Annotated in this window: 15 protein-coding genes, 4 tRNA genes and 2 rRNA genes; 4 read left to right on the plus strand and 17 right to left on the minus strand. The window is 32.7% G+C overall.

The genetic code is table 4. The features are described 5' to 3' along the window. Position 1: 1 nt before the first annotated feature. Positions 2-499, plus strand: coding sequence for a redoxin domain-containing protein (locus tag EXC28_RS01665; RefSeq protein ID WP_051622627.1), 498 nt, complete (start codon positions 2-4; stop codon positions 497-499). 51 nt (positions 500-550) lie between these two features. Here EXC28_RS01665 and rpoC read toward each other — a convergent pair whose 3' ends face one another. From rpoC to EXC28_RS01690, 5 genes are all read right to left on the minus strand, one after another. Beyond that, on the minus strand, positions 551-4,939 hold the full coding sequence (gene rpoC / locus EXC28_RS01670; RefSeq protein WP_029330821.1) for a DNA-directed RNA polymerase subunit beta': 4,389 nt from the start codon (positions 4,937-4,939) through the stop codon (positions 551-553). Continuing rightward, complete coding sequence (gene rpoB / locus EXC28_RS01675) at positions 4,939-8,535, minus strand: DNA-directed RNA polymerase subunit beta (protein WP_029330823.1); 3,597 nt, start codon at positions 8,533-8,535, stop codon at positions 4,939-4,941. The genes rpoC and rpoB overlap by 1 nt, the downstream gene beginning before the upstream one ends. Positions 8,536-8,702: 167 nt before the next feature. After that, entirely contained in the window at positions 8,703-9,074 is a 372-nt protein-coding gene (gene rplL / locus EXC28_RS01680) for a 50S ribosomal protein L7/L12 (protein WP_029330825.1), read from the minus strand. A gap of 30 nt (positions 9,075-9,104) precedes the next feature. Then, positions 9,105-9,605, minus strand: a complete 501-nt coding sequence (rplJ, locus tag EXC28_RS01685) for a 50S ribosomal protein L10 (protein ID WP_029330827.1) — start codon at positions 9,603-9,605, stop codon at positions 9,105-9,107. A gap of 149 nt (positions 9,606-9,754) precedes the next feature. Then, the gene (locus EXC28_RS01690) at positions 9,755-10,645 is read right to left on the minus strand and encodes a DegV family protein (RefSeq protein ID WP_029330829.1); all 891 of its coding nucleotides are present in this window, start codon (positions 10,643-10,645) and stop codon (positions 9,755-9,757) included. Positions 10,646-10,724: 79 nt separating this feature from the next. Here EXC28_RS01690 and tyrS point away from each other — a divergent pair, with 79 nt between their 5' ends. Together tyrS and EXC28_RS01700 are read left to right on the plus strand one after the other, a co-directional pair. Then, positions 10,725-11,957: a tyrosine--tRNA ligase gene (gene tyrS / locus EXC28_RS05730; protein WP_029330831.1), complete on the plus strand. Its 1,233-nt coding sequence runs from the start codon at positions 10,725-10,727 to the stop codon at positions 11,955-11,957. Next, entirely contained in the window at positions 11,957-13,033 is a 1,077-nt protein-coding gene (locus tag EXC28_RS01700) for an alanine/ornithine racemase family PLP-dependent enzyme (RefSeq protein WP_029330832.1), read from the plus strand. Before tyrS ends, EXC28_RS01700 begins: the two co-directional genes overlap by 1 nt. Before the next feature lie 29 nt (positions 13,034-13,062). Here the strand turns inward: EXC28_RS01700 and EXC28_RS01705 are convergent, their stop codons facing one another. From EXC28_RS01705 to EXC28_RS01740, 8 genes are all read right to left on the minus strand, one after another. Continuing rightward, on the minus strand, positions 13,063-13,446 hold the full coding sequence (locus tag EXC28_RS01705; RefSeq protein ID WP_029330833.1) for a hypothetical protein: 384 nt from the start codon (positions 13,444-13,446) through the stop codon (positions 13,063-13,065). 76 nt (positions 13,447-13,522) lie between these two features. Beyond that, positions 13,523-13,599, minus strand: a tRNA-Ile gene (locus EXC28_RS01710). 42 nt (positions 13,600-13,641) lie between these two features. Then, the gene (rpsI, locus tag EXC28_RS01715) at positions 13,642-14,040 is read right to left on the minus strand and encodes a 30S ribosomal protein S9 (RefSeq protein WP_029330834.1); all 399 of its coding nucleotides are present in this window, start codon (positions 14,038-14,040) and stop codon (positions 13,642-13,644) included. Then, the gene (gene rplM / locus EXC28_RS01720) at positions 14,040-14,474 is read right to left on the minus strand and encodes a 50S ribosomal protein L13 (RefSeq protein WP_029330835.1); all 435 of its coding nucleotides are present in this window, start codon (positions 14,472-14,474) and stop codon (positions 14,040-14,042) included. Before rplM ends, rpsI begins: the two co-directional genes overlap by 1 nt. 73 nt (positions 14,475-14,547) lie before the next feature. Further along, complete coding sequence (locus EXC28_RS01725) at positions 14,548-15,213, minus strand: 16S rRNA (uracil(1498)-N(3))-methyltransferase (protein ID WP_029330836.1); 666 nt, start codon at positions 15,211-15,213, stop codon at positions 14,548-14,550. Positions 15,214-15,643: 430 nt separating this feature from the next. Then, on the minus strand, positions 15,644-16,741 hold the full coding sequence (locus EXC28_RS05735; protein WP_029330837.1) for a hypothetical protein: 1,098 nt from the start codon (positions 16,739-16,741) through the stop codon (positions 15,644-15,646). Between the two features lie 2 nt (positions 16,742-16,743). Then, positions 16,744-17,646 (minus strand): 16S rRNA (cytosine(1402)-N(4))-methyltransferase RsmH, encoded by a 903-nt coding sequence (gene rsmH / locus EXC28_RS01735; RefSeq protein ID WP_084271883.1) that lies wholly within the window; start codon positions 17,644-17,646, stop codon positions 16,744-16,746. After that, complete coding sequence (locus EXC28_RS01740; protein WP_029330839.1) at positions 17,643-18,083, minus strand: division/cell wall cluster transcriptional repressor MraZ; 441 nt, start codon at positions 18,081-18,083, stop codon at positions 17,643-17,645. The genes rsmH and EXC28_RS01740 overlap by 4 nt, the downstream gene beginning before the upstream one ends. A 166-nt stretch (positions 18,084-18,249) precedes the next feature. Between EXC28_RS01740 and EXC28_RS01745 the strand changes: the two genes are divergently transcribed. Further along, positions 18,250-18,324, plus strand: a tRNA-Thr gene (locus EXC28_RS01745). A 120-nt stretch (positions 18,325-18,444) separates the two neighbouring features. Here EXC28_RS01745 and EXC28_RS01750 read toward each other — a convergent pair. The 4 genes from EXC28_RS01750 to EXC28_RS01765 all read right to left on the minus strand — a co-directional run bounded on the left by EXC28_RS01750 (position 18,445) and on the right by EXC28_RS01765 (position 23,342). Beyond that, positions 18,445-18,529: transfer RNA gene (locus EXC28_RS01750), tRNA-Leu, on the minus strand. 5 nt (positions 18,530-18,534) lie between these two features. Further along, positions 18,535-18,610 (minus strand) — tRNA-Thr (locus tag EXC28_RS01755). A gap of 122 nt (positions 18,611-18,732) precedes the next feature. Then, positions 18,733-21,631, minus strand: a 23S ribosomal RNA gene (locus EXC28_RS01760). Between the two features lie 192 nt (positions 21,632-21,823). Further along, a 16S ribosomal RNA gene (locus EXC28_RS01765) occupies positions 21,824-23,342 on the minus strand. Together the 16S and 23S rRNA genes with 2 tRNA genes alongside form the textbook arrangement of a ribosomal RNA operon. Between the last annotated feature and the right edge of the window lie 302 nt (positions 23,343-23,644).

Raw genomic sequence — 23,644 nt, forward strand, 5'->3', positions numbered from 1 at the left:
CATGAGAACAATTACTATGAAAAACAATCCATTACATTTAATGGATGAAGAAATTAAAATAAATGATCAAGTTGAATTAAAAGGGGCTTTAATTGGTTCATTTGAACAAAAACTATTCAATAATGAACAAAAATACACAGTCCTAGCAACTTTCCCTTCAATTAATACTCAAGTTTGCGATATGCAAATTCTTGAATTATCTAAAATTTCCCAATCATATCCAAATATCAACTTTGTTAGTTTCTCAGCTGATCTACCAACTGCATTAAATAGTTATGCAACTTTAGGCCATCCAATCGGAAGCATTCAAATGTATTCAGATTACTATGATTTATATGTTGGTCATCAATTAGGTATTGTTATTAAAGAAATTCATTTACTAGCAAGAGGAATGTTTATTTTAGATCCAAACAACAGAGTTATTTATAAACAAATTAACCAAGAGTTAACTACACAAGTTGATTTTGAACAATTGATTAATAAATTAAATGAATTATAAAATTAAATTAAAAACACAGAATTAAAGTTTCTGTGTTTTTTTAAATGTTAATTAATAATCATTGTCGTCATTGTAATCGTCATCAAAGCTATCTTCTTCTTCAATTACTTCCTCTTGCATTGTTTCATTTCATTCTTCATCAATTTCTTGATTGAATTTTTCAATGTCTAATGGAACAAAATTATCAAATTCTTGCTCTTCAGTTTCTTGTTTGAAGTATTGAATTGCTGGTTTGATGTCGTATTTTGAATTCTTTTCAAATGGGAATAAAGCAGTACCAGCTGGAATTTTCTTACCAATGATAATGTTTTCTTTCAATCCATTTAAATTGTCATTTCTTGATGAAATTGCTGCATGAACTAAAATCTTGCTTGTTTCTTGATATGAAGCGGCTGCTAGGAATGAATCTGATAGTAATGGAACTTGTTTTGCTCCTTTAATTACTACCTCACCAAAAGCAGGTTTCATACCTTTAGTTAATAGACTTGCGTTTTCTTCTTGATAGTCAAAGATATCAACAATAGCTCCGGCAAAGAATTTAGAATCACCTGGGTCGTGAATTACAATCTTAGACATCATTTGACGAATAATAATTTCGATATATTTATCAGAAATTGCAATCCCTTGAATACGATAGATTCTTTGAATTTCTTTTAATAGATAGTTTTGAACAGTAATGGTATCTGTTAATTCAAGTAGACGTTTTAGAATTACAGGTCCTTCTGAAAGTTTTTGACCAATTCTTACAGAATCGCCTTCTTTTACTCTTAATTTCTTCTTAGTTTCAACAAATACTTTTTTGTGTTGTAAAACATTGTTTGCATCTAATGTAGCAATGGTTACTAAATGATGAGTGTTGTTCTTTTCATCAATTTCAATTTTTTCTACCACACCTTTAAATGGTGAAATAGTTGCTGGTTGACCTCATGGTTGTTCGTGTGCGTCAATTAATTCACTTAATCTAGTGAAACCACCTGTAATATCTTCAGCTCCAGCTACCCCTCCTGTATGGAAAGTACGCATGGTTAATTGAGTACCAGGTTCACCAATTGATTGAGCAGCAATGATACCAACTGCTTCACCTATGTTTACAATTCTGTTAGTTGCTAGGTCTTTACCAAAACACATCTTACATACACCGTTTCTGGTGTTGCATCCTAAAATCGATCTAATTTCAACTTCAGTAAATCCAGCTTCAATAATTTTTTGCGCGATTTTTTCTGTAATTAATGTGTTTCTTTCGGCAATTAATTCTTTATTTTGATTATAAATTGCTTTATTTGTGTATCTTCCAACAATTCTTTCACTTAAAGGAACGATAATTTGTTTAGTTTTTGTATCAACAATATCACGCGCGATGTAACCGTAGTCAGATCCACAATTTTCTTCACGAACAACGATATTTTGTGCTACGTCTACTAAACGACGAGTTAAATAACCTGATTTAGCTGTGTTCAAGGCAGTATCGGTTAGTCCCTTTCTAGCCCCGTGGGTTGATGAATAGAACTCAAATGCAGTTAGTCCTTCAATGAATGAAGATTTAACAGGAACTTCAACTGTTGAACGAACAACAATATCGTTTTTAGCATCGGCTTTAGTGGTTTTGGTGTTGTTAGCCATTAATCCCCGCATACCTGCTAATTGAACATAGTTAGAGATATTGCCCCGTGCTCCTGAGTTAATCATTGTAATAACTGGGTTTGATGGGTTTTGTTTAATAATGTCTTGTAATTCAGCTTGAATTGAGTCTTTAATTTCAGATCATTTTTTAATAGTTAAAGTATATCTATCATCATCGGTAATGAAACCTTGATTGTAGTATTCTTTTAACTGTTCAATGTATTTATCTCCATCTGCGATGTATTCAGATTTTTTATCAGTTTCTAGAATGTCAGTAATAGAGATTGAAATACCTGATTTAGTTGAGTATTTGAATCCTAAATCTTTAATTTCATCTAGGATTGATGCTACGATGTTAGTGTATTTAAATCATACTTTGTCAAGAATTTCAGCTTTTTCTTCTGCAGAAAAAGGAATTTGTGCGCCGTTTGCACGTTCTGGAGTACGTGAAACTAATGATTTAATTTCTTCAACAGTGAATGAACCTAAAATCATTGCATGTTCTTTATCTAACTTGCGACCTTTGTGGTTGTTTAGTTCAAAGAATTCAAGTTCAATATCAGATGTTGATACATCATTGATTTTATTAATTACTGATGCAAGATCTTCAACAGAAATGGTTGCTACATATTTGTTAAATACATAACGAATAATTTTAGCAATGTTTTTCTTGTTGAATGCTTCTTGAATTGATAGTTCCATTTTAATGTAATCTAGAATATTTGTACCAGCTGGAACAATATATTTATCCATACCTAAAACATATTCATCCAATGATTTAGCTTTAACGACTTTATTGTCATAAATGAATGGGAATGTTTTTGGGAAAATGCTGTTAAAAATGAATTTACCAACAGTTGAAATAATATATTTTGGTTTATCCTCTGGATTTTCAAACATTTTTACATTTGTTGCTTTTACTCCAGAAATAGGTAATGCAACTCTTGCGTGTAATGAAACTTTTTTCGCTTCATATGCTCTCATCATATGATCGAAATTATCAAAAATTCTTCCTTCACCTAATGCATTAGCTTCTTCTATTGTTAAATAGTAAATACCTAAAATCATATCTTGTGAAGGGTTAATAATAGGTTCTCCATCCTTAGGACCTAGAATGTTTTTATTAGCAAGCATTAATTCACGGCTTTCTAATAAAGCTTGTTCTGAAATAGGGACATGGACAGCCATTTGGTCACCATCGAAGTCAGCGTTAAATGGAGTACATACCAATGGGTGTAATTTAATTGCTTTTCCTCTAACTAATACTGGTTCAAAAGCTTGAATTGATAAACGGTGTAATGTTGGTGCACGGTTTAATAATACAAGTCTTCCTTTGATTGTATCAGCAACATGAGGTCAAATAACTGGGTTTAAATCCTCAATCATTTTCTTAGCATTTTTAATTGTTGTAGCCACTTCTTTTTCGATTAAACGTGAAATAATTCATGGTTCAAATAGTTTAGCAGCCATTTCTCTAGGTATACCACATTGATGCATTTTTAAATGCGGTCCAACAACGATAACAGAACGTCCTGAATAATCGACACGTTTCCCTAATAAGTTTTGTCTGAAACGACCTTTTTTACCAGTTAAAGCGTCTGAAATTGATTTAAATGGACGATTGTCTTTAGATAAAACAGGGTTTGGTGTTCTTCTTTGGTTATCAATTAAAGCATCAACTGCTTCTTGAATCATTCTTAATTCGTTTTGGATAACTAAAGTAGGAGCATCTTTTTCTTGTCATTGTTTTAAACGGTTGTTTCTGATAATTACTCTACGATATAGTTCGTTTATATCAGATGTTGAGTGACGTCCTCCGTCTAGTTGAATTAAAGGACGTAAATCAGCTGGAATAACAGGTAGGTTGTAGATCAACATACTTGTTGGCTTTTGTTTTGATTCAATGAAAGCATTAATTACTTGAAGACGTTTATAAAGTTTTTCACGATTTTGTTTTGCAGTTGAAGCAATTTTTGCTCCGTTTTTGATTTCTTCATCGTTGATTTTCTTAATCTCTTCAGTAACACGTTTTTTTTCTTCTTGTAAATCAATGTTTTTTAATAAATATTCAATTGCTTTGGCACCTGTACCAATTTTTGCTTCTGAATAATGTTCAATAACATCGTTTAATTCATAGAAGTCAATCCCGTAGTCTTGACCAATTTTTGATGTAGCTTTATCAACAAGATCGTCTAATGTTTCTTTAATATCGTCATAATCTTCGGTATCCGGTTCAAAACGTTGTAGTAATTCCTCTAGAGCGTCTTTATAAATCATTGCAGCATCATTGATATCAATGATGGTATTTTTTTGTAATGATTTTAAACCACCTGATTCTAATACAATATGACTTTTATAGTAAATTAAGTTTTCCAGATCAATTCTTCTAACGGCTTCTTGATTTTTACCAACTTTTAGACCAAGTAATTTATAAATAATTGAGTGATCGACTTTGAAGTATCAGAAATGCACAACAGGACTATTTAATTTAATATGTCCCATGTGATTACGACGTGAAATTTTAGGTAAAATTTCTACTTTTTCTTGTTTACATAGTTCAGTTTTAGTACAGAAACTACCTTCATTAATTTTCTTATATTTATGACCACAAACTGGACAACGGTAGTCAATCATTGGACCAAAAATAATTTCATCAAATAATCCACCACGTTCAGGTTTGTAGCTTTTATAGTTAATAGTTTCTGGTTTAGTAACTTCACCATGTGATCAACTTTCAACATCCTCAGGTGTTGCAAGAACTAATGAAATTTTTGCAATTTTCTCTTCTTCTAAGGTTGCATATTTTCCAGATTTTTTCATTATTCTGCACCTCCTTCAAATTCTTGATAGTATTTAGTATCTACTCTTTCTTCATCGTCGTAGTTGTCATTTGCTTCACGTTCATGAACTTCAAGTTTAATACCTAAACCTCTTAATTCATAAGCTAAAACATTAAATGATTCAGGCATACCCGGTTTTGGAAGACGGGTGTTTCTTGATAAGGCATTGTATACTTGGTTTCTTCCAACAATGTTATCTGATTTGTATGTAAGTAGTTCTTGTAATACGTTTGAAGCACCGTATGATTCAATTGCTCATGTTTCCATTTCCCCAAATCTTTGACCACCATTTTGGCTTTTTCCACCTAATGGTTGTTGGGTAATTAATGAATATGGACCAACTGAACGCGCATGCATTTTGTCATCAACCATGTGATATAGTTTCAACATGTACATCACACCAACTGAAATTGGGTGATCGAACTTTTCACCAGTTTGACCGCTATATACAGTGGTTTTAGCAGAAGGATCAATTTCTGCTTCTTCTAAAATTTCTTTAATTTGGTTGTGTGTAATTCCATCAAATACAGGAGTTACGAATTTAGTATTTAGTTTCTTAGCTGCCATACCAAGGTGTAATTCAAGGATTTGTCCAATGTTCATCCGTGAAGGAACCCCTTGTGGGTTTAACATCATATCTAATGGAGTACCATCTTCTAGATATGGCATTTCTTCAACTGGTAATACGATTGAAACAACACCTTTGTTTCCGTGACGTCCAGCCATTTTATCCCCAACTTTGATTTTACGTTTTTGAGCTATAGAAACTTTAACTATTTTTTCAACACCATCTTCTAGTTGATCGCCGAATTCTCTACTTAGAATTTCAATTGCAACAACAGTTCCATTGTGTCCGTGTTTAACTTTTAAAGAGGTATCTTTTCTTGAAGCAGTTTTTTGACCAAAAATTGCTGCCATTAATTTCTCTTCAGGTGTTGGGTTTTCTTCACCTTTTGGTGAGGTTCTACCTACTAAAATATCCCCCGCGCTAACTTCTGAACCAATTCTTACAATACCATTTTCATCTAAGAAACGTTTTGAGTAGTTAGATGCGTTTGGAATATCGTTAGTTAATCAGTCTTCACCAGCTTTTGAATGTCTAAACATCAATGTTTGTTCTTCAATGTGAATTGATGTATATACGTCATCTTTTACTAGTCTTTCTGATAGAATAACGGCATCTTCGTAGTTATAACCATGTCAAGTGGTAAAACCGACTAACACGTTTTTACCTAATGCTAATTCACCATTTTTCATAGAAGGTCCATCGACTAATAGATCTCCTGCTTTAATGTTTTGACCAACATTAACAATTGGAACTTGGTGAATCACAGTTCCAGCGTTTGAACGTTCAAAGGTTCTTAAATTATAAACTTGTTCTTTTTCTTTCTTTGAACCATTTGGAGCGATTTTAATCATTGTTGAATCAACATATGTAACCACACCATCTTTGGTTGCACGAATGTTAGTTGAAGAATATTTTGCAATATCAGCTTCAACACCAGTTGCTACTAATGGGGCTTCAGGTGCAATTACAGGCACTGCTTGACGTTGCATGTTAGAACCCATTAAAGCACGGTTAGCATCGTCGTTTTCCAAGAATGGAATTGCAGACGCAGCAATTGATGTCATTTGACGGTTTGAAACCCCTAGATAGTTAACTTCATCTGCTTTAACTTGAACATATTCATTATCACGTCTTACCATCACATATTCATCAACAATAACATCGTTTTCAATATGTACAGTAGATTGTGCAAATGTATAACCAATTTCTTCAATAGCAGTTAGATAAACAGGTTGACTGAAATCAACTACTTTGTTTTTAACTTTGAAATATGGTGTTTGAATGAAACCATATTTATCAATTTGTGAGAATGAAGCTAGGTTTAAAATCAAACCAATGTTAGGACCTTCGGGAGTTTCAATTGGACATATTCTACCAAAGTGTGTTGAGTGAACATCCCGAACCTCAAATTGTGCAGTATCTCTGTTTAAACCACGTGGCCCTAATGAAGTAATTCTTCTTTTGTTAGAAATTTCAGCCAATGGGTTACATTGATCCATGAATTGTGAAAGTTTTGAGGTGTTAAAGAAAGATTTGAATTGATTAAAGATAGGTTTGTTGTTTGTTACATTCTTTGGTGTAATTTTTTCAATATCTTTTGATGCAATTCTTTCTTTTGTGTTCTTTTCAAGTTTTAATAAACCAACCTTGAATTGATTTTGTAGTAATTCACCGATTGTAACAATTCTTTTGTTAATCAATGAGTCGGGGTCATCATCAACTCCAACTTTTTCTAATAGATTAAAGAAGTATGAAATTGTTCCAATTAAGTCAGGAATTAATAAAAAGTTTTCAGTTGATTTTGGATCGTTTCCTAAAACTTGAACTTTATGGTCGTGAATCATATCATTTTCTGTTGGATAGATTCAAACACATGGAACATATAGTCTTTCATATAGTGATTCATTACCTGGAATATCTAATTGATTTCCGTATGATGTTTCATCAATATCGGGTAATCTTCACATTGGAATAACACCCAATCTAAATTCTTCGTGAATTTTTTTAGCGTCATCAATGGTGATATACATTCCTTTTTCATACAAAACAGTTCCGTCGTTTCCATACAATGGTTCTGCAAGGTATGAATTAGTAATTCTTTCAATGATATTTAACTTACGGTTTAAAGTAAATCTACCAGTTTCTGTTAGATTGTATCTTTTTTCGTTAAATAAAGTTGATGGAATTAAGTTACGCGCACTTTCTGCAGTCATTCTATCGCCTTTTCTAATTAAACGATAGATGGCTTCTTGCGCTTCTCTTACTGTTTCTTCATGAGATTCAGTGAAGATTTTATCTTTCTTAAATGTTTCTTTTAATTCAGGAACTCTTCCAAACATTTGGTAGATTCCTTCTTTAGTAAATCCAAGAGCTTTTAGAAAGATTGTTAAATAAAATGATTTGTTTTTGTCGATATGAATTTTTACTGTATCTGTTAATGCAGATTTTACCTTGTGGAAAATTTCCAATCAAGATCCAACTTGTGGAATGATTTCAACTTTGTTAAATAAGTCGTTTGCTTGTTTATTTCTAACGTTTACTCCAAAGTATGCACCGGTTGATCTGATTAATTGTGATACAATAACTTTTTCAGAACCATTAATTACGAAAGATCCACCATAGGTCATAATTGGAATTTCAGCAAATACAACTTCTGCATCTTCAACTTCTCCGGTTTCTATGTTAGTTTGTCTTAAAGTTGCCTTTAATTTACCAACATATGATGCTGATTTTTGTTTTGCTTCTTTAATACATTCAAATTCAGTTTTCTTTGGTTTTTCAAAATATGCTGAGTTATGGATGTAATCAATTCTAACTTTACCATGTGCTTCAATTGGGTAGATGCTTCTTAATTCTTCTTCAATCCCTGAGGTTAGGAATTGTTCAACAGAAGTTCTTTGCATTTCCAAGAAATCTGGAGTTTCAAATTTCTTTTGACTAATTGAATAATCTCTTCTTTCTGTAATGGGACCAAATTTTCTCATTTCGTATTTTGATTTTGTCATCATATCTATACCTCATTTTTAATTGTTGTAAGTGTGTTGTTTTTAAAGATCTTTTAAAATTGCAATTTAAATAATTTTTTTATGCTATAACGCATATATATACGTGTGCGTATAATTAATATAAAAGACAAAAAGGACTTTCGAAAAAGCCTTTTTACGATTATTAATAATTATTCAACTACAACTTCAGCACCAATTTCAACTAATTTAGCTTTAATTTGTTCAGCTTCTTCTTTGTTTACGTTTTCTTTTAATAACGCAGGAGCTGATTCAACTAATTTTTTAGCATCCATTAATCCTAAACCTAGTAGGTCTTTAACTACTTTAATAACTTCAAGTTTTTTACCACCATCTGATTTTAAAGTAACGTTGAATGAAGTTTTTTCTTCAACAGCTTCAGCAGGAGCTGCAGCAGCAGTTGCTACAACAGCAGTTGGGTCAATACCGAATTCTTCTTTTAGACCTTCAACTAGTGCCATAACTTCTTTAATGTTCATTTCTTTTAATGCTGATAGGAATTCTTCTTTTGTTAATTTTGCCATAATATTTTCTCCTTATTATTTTGTTGTTAATTATTCTGATTTAATTTTTCCTTGTTCAACTAACATATTAAGACCAATTGATAAGTATTTCACTGGGCTTATTAGTGAGTTTCCTAGAATCATCAATGATTCTTCGTATGAAGGAAGTTTTGCAATTTCATCTAATGCTTTAGCATCAACAACTTTATTTTCATATATTCCGGCTACAATTTCTAAAGCGGGATATTGTTTTTTAAATTTAACTAAAGTTTTTAGAGCTGATAAATCATCTTGCTTTGCAAAAGCATAAATATTTTGACCAACTAAATAATCATTTAATTCTTCAAAATTAAGTTCCTTAGTTGCTTGTTTTACAAGTCTATTTTTATAAACTTTTAATAAAACACCTAATGGTTTTAACTCTTCTCTAATTTTTTGAAGGCTAATTACATCAAGGGTTTTGTAATTTACAACAACTAGGGCTTTAGCTTGCTTTAAGTTTTCAGAAATTTCAGATACAACTAAACCTTTAGCGTCTCTTAAAGCGCTCATGTTTCCTCCTAATTATTTTTGCAATAAAGAAAAAAGTAAACATACTAGGTAACAAATTAAGCTTTTAAAGCAGTTACTGTCTTCATATATTGCGTATGTATTATACCAAAAACTCTTTTTTTATAAATAAAAAAGTAGCAATTTGCTACCTATTTAATTTGTCCGTATTTATGATAATTTTCTCTAATTTCTGGATCAATTTTTGCAATTGATAATGTAATAGCCCCAACTCCTGTATGTACTGTAATTACAGTTGGAAGTTCAAAACATAAAACCTCTTTAAATTGAGTAATTTCCTTAACTTCTTTGACAATTTCATCGATTTTTTGATTATCTGCATTGCAAATTACAAACTCATATTTATCAATATTTTTCTTATCATTAAATTTTTCTCATAATTCTTTAATCATTTTAGACACTGTTTTACTAAAAACATGTCCCATTCCATATTTAACCAGTTCACCATTTTTTGAAAATTCAATAATTGGAACAATTTTCAATAATTTAGCAATTACTGCAGCAGGTTTTGACAATCTACCTCCAGCAACTAATGCATCATTAAATTCAGGGATTAATAAAATAGTTTCAAATTCTTCATCAAAAATTTTGACTGCTTTTTCAAAAGGAATTCCTTTTTTCATAGCTACATCAAATTTCATTAAATCTTTAACGATCAAAAATGCAATTTTTTTACTATCAACAACGTATACTTTTGGATTGTCTTTGTATAACATCTTTAAATTTGAGTTTTGACTTGAAAGACATTTTGACATTGTATAAACAATAACTTTGTCATAACCCTCTTCAATATATTGATCAATAATAGCTTGTGCTTTACCAATTGGTGTAGCATTTGTTAATGATTTAATTTTTGGATTTTTGCGATAAATTTCAGCATATTGTTTTAAAAACATTTCTTTACCAATTTCATATACTTGACCATCTACTTCAACATCCAAAGGTAAAAAACCTCAATCTAAATCAAGGGCTTCTTGGTAAGATAAATCACAAGCTGAATCAATTACAATTTTATATTTCATTTTTGTCTCCATATTTATAAAAAAATAATATAAGGTTATAATATTATATATAAATTACGTCCATAATGAAAGGAAAAAGATGTTTAGAAATATTTTAGAAGAATTGAAAGCAAGAAATATATTCAATAATATTTCCGATGAACAGAAATTCAAAAATATCAGCGTTAATTCAGGTGTATACAGCGGATTCGATCCGACAGCTAAAAGTTTGCATTTAGGTAATTACATTCAAATTGCTAACTTATTAAGATTTAAACAATACGGATATAATCCAGTTGCAATCGTTGGCGGAATTACAGGGATGATCGGTGATCCAAGTTTTCGTGCAACTGAAAGACAATTTTTGGATGAAAATACATTGATTCAAAATAAAAACGCAATTAAAGATCAATTAAAGAAATTCGATCTAGAGGTAATTGATAACCTAGATTTTTATCAAGGGTGAACAATGGTTGATTTTTTAAAAAATATGGGTAAAATGATCAATGTTAATTACCTATTGGAAAAAGAATCTATTGCTACTAGATTGCAACAAGGTTTATCATTTACTGAATTTAGTTATCAATTAATTCAAGGATGAGATTTTAAAACATTGTATGAAAACAATAACGTTAAGATTCAAATCGGTGGAAGTGACCAATGAGGTAATATGACAACCGGTTTAGAGTATATCCGTAAATCACATGCAAATCCTGATGCAATTGTAATTACTGCAAATCTTTTAGTTGATGAGAATGGTAAAAAATTCGGTAAATCATCAGGTGGAGGATCATTATGATTAAATGCAGAAATGACCTCTCCTTATGCAATTTATCAATTCTTATTAAATCAATCTGACGCTAAAATTGAAGAATATTTAATGTGATTAACTTTCCTTGATGTTCAAGAAATTAAAAATATCATTTCTAAACATAATGAAGCTAAGCATTTAAGATATGCTCAAAAAATATTGGCATATGAAATTGTTAAAGACATTCATTCAAAAGAAATAGCATTGCAATGTCAAAGAATTAGTGAAATTCTATTTGGTAAAAATCAAGATCTTTTAGACATAAATGATTTAGAAATGTTAAGAGGTTTCTTGACTGAATACGAAATTAATGCAGATGAAAAATTCATTGATGTAATTAAAAATAATCAAATATTAAATTCAAACCGTGAAATTAGAGAATTTCTAACTAAAAAATCTTTTACAATCAATAATGAAATTATAGAAGATGAAAATCAATTAATTGATTTTAGTAAATTTAATCAAAAATACGCTTTATTAAGAAAAGGCAAAAAGGAATACATCATTTTAAGGAGAAAATAATGAGTTTCCCAAAAATTATTATTGACGAAAAGAAATTTCTTCACAATATCAAAGTTGCGCAAGAAATTTGTGCCGAAAAAGGAATTGAAGTATTAGCTGTAACAAAAGGCTTTTGTGGAAATAGAAGAATGGCTGAACTTTTTGCAAAAGGTGGGATTAAGTTTTTCGGCGATTCAAGATTAGATAATTTTGAAGTATATAAAGACATAAAGGGCCATAAACAATTATTAAGATTGCCTCAACTTGATGAAATTCCTCGTTTAGTTGAATTATGCGATTCTAGTTTAAATAGCGAATTAGAAACCATTAAAGCAATTAGTGATTATTGTTTAGCAAATAACAAAACGCATGAAGTTATTGTAATGGTCGATCTAGGAGATAGAAGAGAAGGCTTTCTTCCTGAAGATACAGTTGAAGCATGTGGCAAAATTATTAACGAAATGAAAGGTGTTAAATTAATTGGGCTAGGATGTAATTTCGGATGCTACGGCGGAAGAATTCCATCTGATGAAGCGATGAAAATCTTTGCTGATTTAAATAACGAAGTTCAAACTAAATATAATGTTAAATTCTCTCATATTTCAGGTGGAAACTCATTAAGCTTACATTTAGTTTGAGAAAATCGTATGCCAAAAGAAGTTAATATTTTAAGAATGAGTTTCGCAATGATCTTTGGAACTGAAGATAAATATAGAAAAACTATTAGAAATATGCATCGCGATACTTTCCAATGTCAAGCTAAAGTAATTGAAGTTAAGAGAAAAAGTTCAATGCCAATTGGTGAACCTGGTTTGGATGCCTTTGGCAATATACCAACCTTTGAAGACATCGGTGATATTGATAGAGTTATCTGTGCTATTGGAAAAATTGATACCATGTTTGATGCAATGATTCCTTTAGATAAGGACATGGAAATTCTAGGGGGTTCTTCAGATCATATGATTATTAATGTTAATAAATGTAAAAAACAATATAAAGTTGGAGATATCATTACTTTTGATCTAGATTGAGGAAGTTTATTATATTTATTCAATTCAAGTTATGTTGAAAAAGAATTTATTAATAAAATAGATTAATTAAAAATCCGCTTTCAAAAAGCGGATTTTTAATCCAACGCAATAGATAGAATTGAAGAGATAATACTTAATATATGTAATGGTAATAAAATAATTGCCAATATCATTAATATTTTGACTGCTATCGATTTAGATTTGATCGTAACAATAATCATTAAAACAAATAATGTTATAAATAAACAAACATTTACAAATAACATAAATGACGTAATAGCTATATAATACATAAATTTATTAGCCATTTCTGGATTATCTTTGAAATATTGTTTTGTAATCTCAGATGATTCAGTTGGTATAGATTTCATAAACGGATAAAACATAAGAATAAAAACTAAAATATTAGCAATCATCACAAGAAGATTAATAATTGAAATTGATAATATAGAAATTGACATTTTTTTAGTCTTTGACATAATCTCTCCTTTTTATACTTTAATAAGTATACAAAAAAACAGCAATAAAGCTGTTTTTATGGTCAATTGCTTGAAATGGTGCGAACGAATGGACTTGAACCATCGACCTCACGATTATCAGTCGTGTGCTCTAACCAGCTGAGCTACGCTCGCATAAAGCGGTAAAAACCGCAAATATAATTATATAAAATTTTATTAACGTTTTGAGAATTGTCTTGCTCTTCTTGCTTTTCTAAGACCGAATTTCTTACGTTCTTTAACACGAGCATCTCTTGTTAAGAATCCAGCATCTTTTAATTTATTACGGTACTCATTGTTTGAAGCTTCTAATAACGCACGGGCAATTCCTAATCTAATAGCACCTGATTGACCGGTCAAACCACCACCATTAACGTTAGCGATAACGTCAAATGTGTTTGTTGTTTCTGTAACTGCGAATGGGCTTAAAGAGTCTTTAATTAGGATATCTGAATTTAAATAACTTTTAGCATCTTTACCATTAATTGCGAATTTGCCACTTCCTGGTAAAATGTAAACTCTTGCTACTGAAGATTTACGACGTCCTAAACCATAGTATTTAATTAATTCAGCCATTATTTAACCTCGATTTTTACAGGTTGTTGTGATACTTGTTTATGTTCTTCATTTGCATAAACGTATAAGTTTTTAAATTGTTTTCTTCCTAATTTTGTGTGAGGTAACATTCCTCTAACTGCTTTTTCAACTAATGCTTCTGGGTGTTTTTCTCTTAAATCTCTAGCATTAATTTTCTTTAGTCCTCCAGGGTAACCTGAGTGACGGTAATAAATTTTGTTTTCTTCTTTTTTAGCTGTTAAAAGTACATCTTTAGCATTGATAACAACTACATTGTCGCCCATATCAACATTTGGTGTAAATGTTGGTTTATTTTTTCCACGTAGAATTGAAGCTACAAGAGTTGAAAGTCTTCCTAATGGAATATTTTTTGCATCGATGATGTATCATTTTTTATCAACTATTTCTTTTCTAATAATTGTTGTTTGACGCATATTTCTTTCCTTTTCTTCTTAAATTAAATAACGCTTAAACATTATAACATATATTAAATTTTTTAATATAAATTTAATTTAATCTACTAAACATAAAAATGAGTGCTGTTTCTGCTCTCAAAATAGTTTTGGTCAATGAAACAATTTTAACATTTTTTTTAACAGCTAGATCAATTTCTTTTAAAGAAAATCCACCTTCTGGACCTACTATTAGCATAACGTCTTCATTATTATGATAAAAAGGCATACCTTCAGCTTTTTCGTAAGCTAAAATTTTGTTTTTACAATTAAGTTCTAAAATCTCGTCATAACGCATGACATCAGTTAATTCAGGAATTACATTACGCATTGATTGTTGACATGCTTCTTTGATAATCTTTTCAAAACGCTCACGTTTATTTAAGATCTTAAGATTTGATTGATCGGTATATTCAGAGATAAAAGGAATAATTTTTTTAACCCCTAATTCAACCAATTTCTGTAATGCTAATTCAAAATGATTAATTTTAATTAATGGCAGACAAGCAGTTGTTTGATAATCTCTTTCGTTATTAATTGTTGTTTTTTTAATAATCTTTGCTAAATTAGGATAGATAAAATTACATTCGTAAAATTCATTAATATAATTGACTAAAAAAACTTCATTAGGTTTAATTCTTACAGATTTTAGATGTTGTAATGTTTCACTATCTAGAATAAAACAATCATTTTCTTTTTTATTGGCAAAAAATTTATACATACAACAATTTTACTATTTTTCTTTAATTAAAAAGAGAGGAAACCTCTCTTTTGTTGCATATTAAGTTAATATGCTTTCGTTTTTAATTAAACAATTAAACTAGCAAAGCAGACATAGATTTAATTTTGTTCTTTGAATGAATTAAGTGTTATTTTTAACGGAAATTTAACAATTGAATATCAAGTAGCTACTCAAGATATTAATTTATTAAATTCCAAGATAATAAAAACATTTTAGAAATTATGTAGATTAAATATAGATATTAAAGTTTAAATAACAGCTAGCTACACTATTAAGTAAAACTTAATATTTAATTTAATTCAATAAATAAAATAATTACAATAAAACTTTATTTAACAAACGAGTAGAACATAAGTTTTTTAAATAAAGGGGCTTATCAAATAATTTAACATCAAAAGGTGAACTTTAATTAATTTAAAACCTTGTAATTGAAATATTTGTCTTTCTTTGATATTACAAATTCTTTGGTATTGATAATAAATGTATTGGTTTTAAGTAGTGATTTTTCATTATTATTGTTTAACATCTGGCTAACCACTTCCATAGTTTCAACTGATAATAAATTTGCATCACTGAATAATGAATAAACTTTGTTGTATCCCAATTTACTACGAAGTTTATTTTCAAAATTTTGGTTGTTTGCAATTAAACCTAATAAGTTAATATCAATGGTTTCGCTTTGTAATAATTTAGTATTAATAAATGAAGATATAATGTTTTTAATTTTAATTATAAATTCATTAAATACATTCAATGTTTGAGGTTGTTCATTAATAAATGTTGAATGGTTATCTTTTAGTAATTGTTTAGCATAGCAATATGCAATCGTTGAAGAGTAAAAACAATTTCTAGTTAGACTATCAACTAAATTGTTGAATCCGTAGTTGACACTGTCGTGTTTCACAATTGTATTATTTTTGATAATAGATAAATTTATTTTATCACTAAGCAATTCAACATTTAATTGCAAGTGATGATCTTTTTGATTGTAGTATTCGTTTTTAAGATCATCAATCATGATGCAATCAACTAGTTTTAAATTGAATTTTCATAATGCTTCATTAATTTCTTGATAAAAGCGTTTTGAAATACTTGAAACACTACAAAAGTCTTGAATTTCTGACATATTTAGTGATTGTGTTTTTGTGTGTAAGTTGTGTTTTTGTGTTTTTAAAATATGTCAATTGTTTGTTTGTGAAAGTTTAGTGATTTGATTATTAATAAATGCCAGACTCTTTTTTTTGTCATTTATTAATAAATGTGAAATTTTGAAATCGTTTGTTGAAGTTTTCCCGATTAAAAGAATAACTTCTTTAATTGTTCCATTTATAATCTTTTCAATTTGTTTTTTGCTTTCATAAATGAATTTATCAATAGATTGAATTACGTTGTTATGAGTTAGTTTGTTGCTATATATTTTAATGGCTTGTTGGTTGAAGATTTCCACAGCTTCCATTTCTAAAATATTTGCATAAATTTTTAAAAAACTAACCACAACTCTTTGCATTTTTATTCCAATCTAGTAATAACTCTTAATTTTGCGCTTCTTGATCTTTTGTTAATCTGAATTTCTTCTTCACTAGGGAAGATGATTTTTTGTTTTCAATTATCGTTAATTTGGATTGGTAATTTATTTAATAAAGGATCTCTGTAGGTAAGATTTTGAAAGTATTTTTTAACAATCGCATCCTCTTTTGAATGGAATGTTATGAACAACATTTTTCCACGAACTTTAATTAAATCATGAATATCTTCAAGTAAATCTTTAATTGCATTTAATTCATCGTTTACTGCAATTCTAATTGCTTGAAAGACGGCTTTTGATGGATTCTTTTCCCTAACGATTTTAGCGGGAAGTGATTTTCTAATGATTTCATTTAGAGAAAAAGAATTATTAATCGGTCTGTTTTCACAGATTGCCTTCGCAATTCGTTGAGCGAATTTTACATCAGCGTTTTCAATTAATATTTTTGTAATTTCTTGTTCTGAAAATGTATTAAGAATATCAGTTGCTTTTAAATCGCTATTTAAATCCATACGCATATCCAAATTACAATCTAATGAATATGAAAAGCCACGTGTAATTTGATCTAATTGCGGACTACTTACTCCAAAATCAGCAAGCAATCCATTGATTTCTGTTATTCCTATTTTTTCAAGTTCTTTTTTTGCATATCTGAAATCAGATTTAATTAATACGAAATTATCATTTATTTCTTTTAATTGATTAATCGATTCATCTAATGCTTGTTGGTCTTTATCAAAACAAATTAACTTTCCTGTCGTCAATTGTTTTAATATCTCTTTACTATGACCAGCTCGACCAAGTGTTAAATCCACATATATTCCGTCAGGCTTAATTTCAAGTTGTTCAATAACTTCTTTAAGCATAACTGGAAAATGCTTTTCTATAACTTAACTCCTTGTTCTAATAATTTCTTAGTCAAGTCTTCAATATTTTGTTCATCTTCAAAGAATTGTTCTTTTAAGTCGTAAGTTTCTTTTGCAAAAATTTCTGCATAACTTCCAACACCAATAAAAACTACTTCTTTTGTGATAGTGGTTTTATCAACGAAATATTTTGGTAATACAATTCTACCTTTTGAATCTGGTTGAACTTCTTCGGTATTTCCAAAAATATATCTTGATAGGTTTCTAAAATCTGGGTTTAAGGAATTATTTTCTTCAAGTTTTTCTTTTAATTTAAGAAATTCTTTTTCAGTTCTTAACACAATTGATTTATCAAAACCTAATGTAATGTACATCACTTCACCCAATTCTTTTAGAAGCTTTGCTGGTATTACTAAACGGTTTTTATCATCAATTTGTTTGTAATATTTCCCAAACATTCCCATTTCCTCCCACTATCACTCATATTCTACCAATTAAAATCAATCTTTTTACAAAATTGTTGCTTTTTTAAATAAATTTCTTCATTTTCTCCTTTTTAGTTCCAAAAATTCCAATAACTCTCTTTTTAGTCAATAAAAGTTATGTATAATTTATGTGTTAATTGCTGGTTTAGTTTAATGGCAAAATAATTAATTCGTAATTAATCAGATAGAAGTTCGAATCTTCTAATCAGCACCATATCAAGACATTGAAAATAAAAAACGCCCCTAAAAATAAAGAGGGCGTTTTTAATTGCAAAATTTTCAAAAAAAAAAAAAAAAAAAAATCCGGATCGGATTTTTACTCAATTTCTTGATATGGTGCGCGAGAAGGGACTTGAACCCTTACGCCGCAAAGCATTAGTGCCTAAAACTAACGTGTCTGCCAATTTCACCACTCGCGCATAAATGGTGCCGTTTATAGGACTTGAACCTACGACCTACTGATTACAAGTCAGTTGCTCTGCCAACTGAGCTAAAACGGCATTTACAATGTACCTTAATATTATACATATTTTTATAAAAAATAAAATAAAAAATCCCGTTTTTTGGGATTAACTCTTGTTCTCTGAAAACTGAATATAACACATAGATCAACTATAGAATTACTATTAAACCAATCAATTTATTAGTACTGGTCAGCTGAATACATTACTGTACTTACACCTCCAGCCTATCAACCTCATAGTCTATAAGGAATTTAAAAGGGAATATTCATCTTTGAGGAGGCTTCCCGCTTAGATGCTTTCAGCGGTTATCCTTGCCGTACTTGGCTACCCAGCTATGCTTTTGGCAAAACAACTGGAGCACCATCGGTACGTCCACTCCGGTCCTCTCGTACTAAGAGTAGCTCTCATCAATATTCCAACGCCCACATCAGATAGGAACCAAACTGTCTCACGACGTTTTGAACCCAGCTCGCGTACCGCTTTAATGGGCGAACAGCCCAACCCTTGGAACCGACTCCAGCTCCAGGATGCGATGAGCCGACATCGAGGTGCCAAACCTTCCCGTCGATGTGATCTCTTGGGAAAGATAAGCCTGTTATCCCCAGGGTAGCTTTTATCCGTTGAGCGACGGCCTTTCCACGAAGAACCGCCGGATCACTAAGTCCTGCTTTCGCACCTGCTCGACTTGTAGGTCTCACAGTCAATCACACTTCTACCTTTATGCTCTTGAATACGGTTTCTGACCGTACTGAGTGTAACTTTGAACGCCTCCGTTACCTTTTAGGAGGCGACCGCCCCAGTCAAACTACCCACCACACACTGTCCTCTTACCAGATCATGGTAATAAGTTAGAAGTTCAACGTAACAAGGGTGGTATTTCAACGGCAACTCCATAAGAACTTGCGTTCCTACTTCAAAGTCTCCCACCTATCCTACACATGTTAAATCAAACTCCAATATGAAGTTATAGTAAAGCTCCATGGGGTCTTTTCGTCTAGATGCGGGTCTCCGGCGTCTTCGCCGGAACCATAATTTCACCGAGTCCAATGTCGAGACAGTTAAGAGATAATTACTCCTTTCGTGCAGGTCAGTATTTAGCCGACAAGGAATTTCGCTACCTTAGGACCGTTATAGTTACGGCCGCCGTTCACCCGGGCTTCACATTAATGCTTCGCATAAGCTAACACCTCTGCTTAACCTTCGGGCACTGGGCAGGAGTCACCCCATATACATTGTCTTACGACTTAGCATAGAGCTGTGTTTTTGATAAACAGTTCCCCCTTACTATTCACTGCGGCCTATGCGTTAACATAGGCATCCCTTCTTGCGAACTTACGGGATGATTTTGCAGAGTTCCTTGACATTGGTTTTCTCGCTCGCCTTAGAATACTCATCTTGGGGACGTGTGTCCGTTCTCGGTACGGGTTTCACAGAATTTAAGTTAGAAGCTTTTTTAAGAGGTATGGAATCGGCCAATTCGCTACTCAGTCGCCCTTTCACTATGCATCACATCTCCCGGTTATACTATACGGATTTGCCTATATAGACCAGTAAATGCTTACCCCACAATCCAATAAGTGGTAGGAATATCCTCCCCCGTCACTCCATCACATTCAAGAAAGTACAGGAATATTAACCTGTTGTCCATCGATTACGCTTTTCAGCCTCACCTTAGGACCCGACTAACCCTGGGTGGACGAACCTTCCCCAGGAAACCTTCCCCAATAGGCGTCAGAGATTCTCACTCTGAATCGTTACTCATACCGGCATTCTCACTTGTAAGCGCTCCACCAGTCCTCACGGTCTGGCTTCAATGCACTTACAACGCTCCTCTAACGCACTTTCATGCCCGTAGCTTCGGTATTGTGTTTTAGTCCCGTTGAATTATCGGCACAGAGTCTCTCGACTAGTGAGCTATTACGCACTCTTTAAACGGTGGCTGCTTCTAAGCCAACATCCTAGCTGTTTAAGAAACTCCACAACCTTTCTCACTTAACACAATTTTGGGACCTTAGCTGACGATCTGGGTTGTTTCCCTCGCGTGCATCGACGTTATCACCGATGTACCGACTGCATAACAATACATGATAGTATTCGGAGTTTGATTATAGTCAGTACGGCTAGGCGCCGCCATTCCATATTCAGTGCTCTACCCCCATCATTTAACGTTACACGCTAGCCCTAAAGCTATTTCGAGGAGAACCAGCTATCTCCAAGTTCGATTGGAATTTCACCCCTACCCACAAGTCATCCGGGCACTTTTTAGCGTACTACGGTTCGGCCCTCCACTTAGTGTTACCTAAGTTTCAGCCTGCTCATGGGTAGATCACCTGGTTTCGGGTCTATATCAACATACTAAAGCGCCCTATTAAGACTCGATTTCTCTACGGCTTCGCTTTAATCCACTTAACCTCGCATGTTGACATAACTCGCCGGTCCATTCTGCAAGATGTACGCCATCACCCATTAACGGGCTCTGACTAACTGTAAGTAATTGGTTTCAGGATCTATTTCACTCCCCTCCCGGGGTTCTTTTCACCTTTCCCTCACGGTACTAGTTCACTATCGGTGTCTGGTTAGTATTTAGCCTTACCGAGTGGTCTCGGCAAATTCAGACAGGGTTTCACGTGCCCCGCCCTACTCAGGATACCATCAAAAGTTATGCACATTTCGCTTACGGGAATTTCACCCTCTGTGTTTAAGCATTCCAACTTATTCTGCTATATGCATAATTTCTAACTTTACATAGATGGTCCTATAACCCCAACAACGAATGTTGGTTTGGGCTCTTCCCCGTTCGCTCGCCACTACTGAGGGAATCATTCTTTATTTTCTCTTCCTGTTGCTACTGAGATGTTTCAATTCACAACGTATCTCTTCATTCGACTATGAATTCATCGATATGATGATTGAGGATTAGCTCAATCGGGTTTCCCCATTCGGACATCCCCGTCTCACAGTTTATTTCCAACTAAACGAGGCTTATCGCAGGTAATCACGTCCTTCATCGACTTCCAGACCCAAGGCATCCACCAAAAACTCTTATCTTGTTTAATAGTATTTATAAATATAAGTATGACCTATTTTTGTATATGTCTTGAATATTCTATAGGTTGATCTAAACATTTGAAATATTAATTTATTGATTTCAATGTCTATATTCAGTTTTCAAAGAACAAAATTGAGAGAAAGTTCTCTCAAAACTGGATACAAATTTAATTCCATAACAGTGAGAATTGTACTCCGTAGAAAGGAGGTGATCCATCCCCACGTTCTCGTAGGGATACCTTGTTACGACTTCACCCCAGTCACCAGTCCTACCTTAGGCAGTCGCCTCCGAGGTTAGCAAACCGACTTTGGGTATTACCAGCTCCCATGGTGTGACGGGCGGTGTGTACAAGACCCGAGAACGTATTCACCGCAGCATAGCTGATCTGCGATTACTAGCGATTCCGACTTCATGGAGTCGAATTGCAGACTCCAATCCGAACTGAGATCGGCTTTTTGAGATTTGCTCCATGTCGCCATATTGCTTCTCTTTGTACCGACCATTGTAGCACGTGTGTGGCCCCACTCGTAAGAGGCATGATGATTTGACGTCATCCCCACCTTCCTCCCAGTTACCCAGGCAGTATCTCTAGAGTCCTCAACATTACTTGTTAGTAACTAAAGACAGGGGTTGCGCTCGTTGCAGGACTTGACCAAACATCTCACGACACGAGCTGACGACAACCATGCACCATCTGTCACTCCGTTAACCTCCACTATATCTCTATAGCTTTGCGAAGGATGTCAAGAGTGGGTAAGGTTTTCCGTGTATCTTCAAATTAAACCACATGCTCCACCGCTTGTGCGGGTCCCCGTCAATTCCTTTAAGTTTCACTCTTGCGAGCATACTACTCAGGCGGATCATTTAATGCGTTAGCTGCGTCAGCGATTTTCCACCGACTAATGATCATCGTTTACGGCGTGGACTACCAGGGTATCTAATCCTGTTTGCTCCCCACGCTTTCGTCCCTCAGCGTCAGTATAGACCCAGTAAGCTGCCTTCGCCTTTGGTGTTCTTCCATATATCTACGCATTTCACCGCTTCACATGGAATTCCGCTTACCTCTATCTAACTCTAGTTTACCAGTATCCAAAGCGAGCCAGGGTTGAGCCCTAGGATTTGACTTCAGACTTAATAAACAGCCTACGAACGCTTTACGCCCAATAATTCCGGATAACGCTTGCGACCTATGTATTACCGCGGCTGCTGGCACATAGTTAGCCATCGCTTTCTGATAAGGTACCGTCAGCTTCAAAGCATTTCCTCATTGAAGTGTTCTTTCCTTATAACAGCACTTTACAATCCGAAGACCGTCATCGTGCACGCTGTGTCGCTCCATCAAGCTTTCGCTCATTGTGGAATATTCCCTACTGCTGCCTCCCGTAGGAGTTTGGGCCGTATCTCAGTCCCAATGTGGCCGTTCAGTCTCTCGACCCGGCTAAACATCACAGCCTTGGTGAGCCATTACCTCACCAACTAGCTAATGTTCCGCACCCTCATCTCTTAGTGAAGCTTTAAAGGCTTCTTTCACAACGGAATCATGCGATTCCATGCGTATCCGGTATTAACCAATGTTTCCATTAGGTATCCCAATCTAAGAGGTAGATTAAGCACGTGTTACTCACCCATTCGCCGCTAAGTCCGAAGACTCCGCTCGACATGCATGTATTAGGCACACAGCCAGCGTTCATCCTGAGCCAGGATCAAACTCTTAAAAATAGTTTGTTAATGTGAATTATTATAAATATAAAATTGACGTTATGGTATTCGTATCCAGTTTTCAAAGAACTTCATTGCGTATAAAACGCAAAAATAATTATACATTTTTTTTAAAAAATTGTTTTATTTATTTTTTTTTTTTTTTTTACAAGCGCAATAAAAAACTTGTAAATTCAAGAAATGTATTTATATAGTATAACATAAAAATTTTAAAAATATTTTTTTGTTAATAATTTGTTAATAACTTATTTGCAAATAATTAATTTTTGAATAAATAAATTTAATAAAAATAAAAAAAATAT

Source organism: Metamycoplasma cloacale, assembly GCF_900660735.1.
Lineage (GTDB): Bacteria > Bacillota_I > Bacilli_A > Mycoplasmatales > Metamycoplasmataceae > Metamycoplasma > Metamycoplasma cloacale.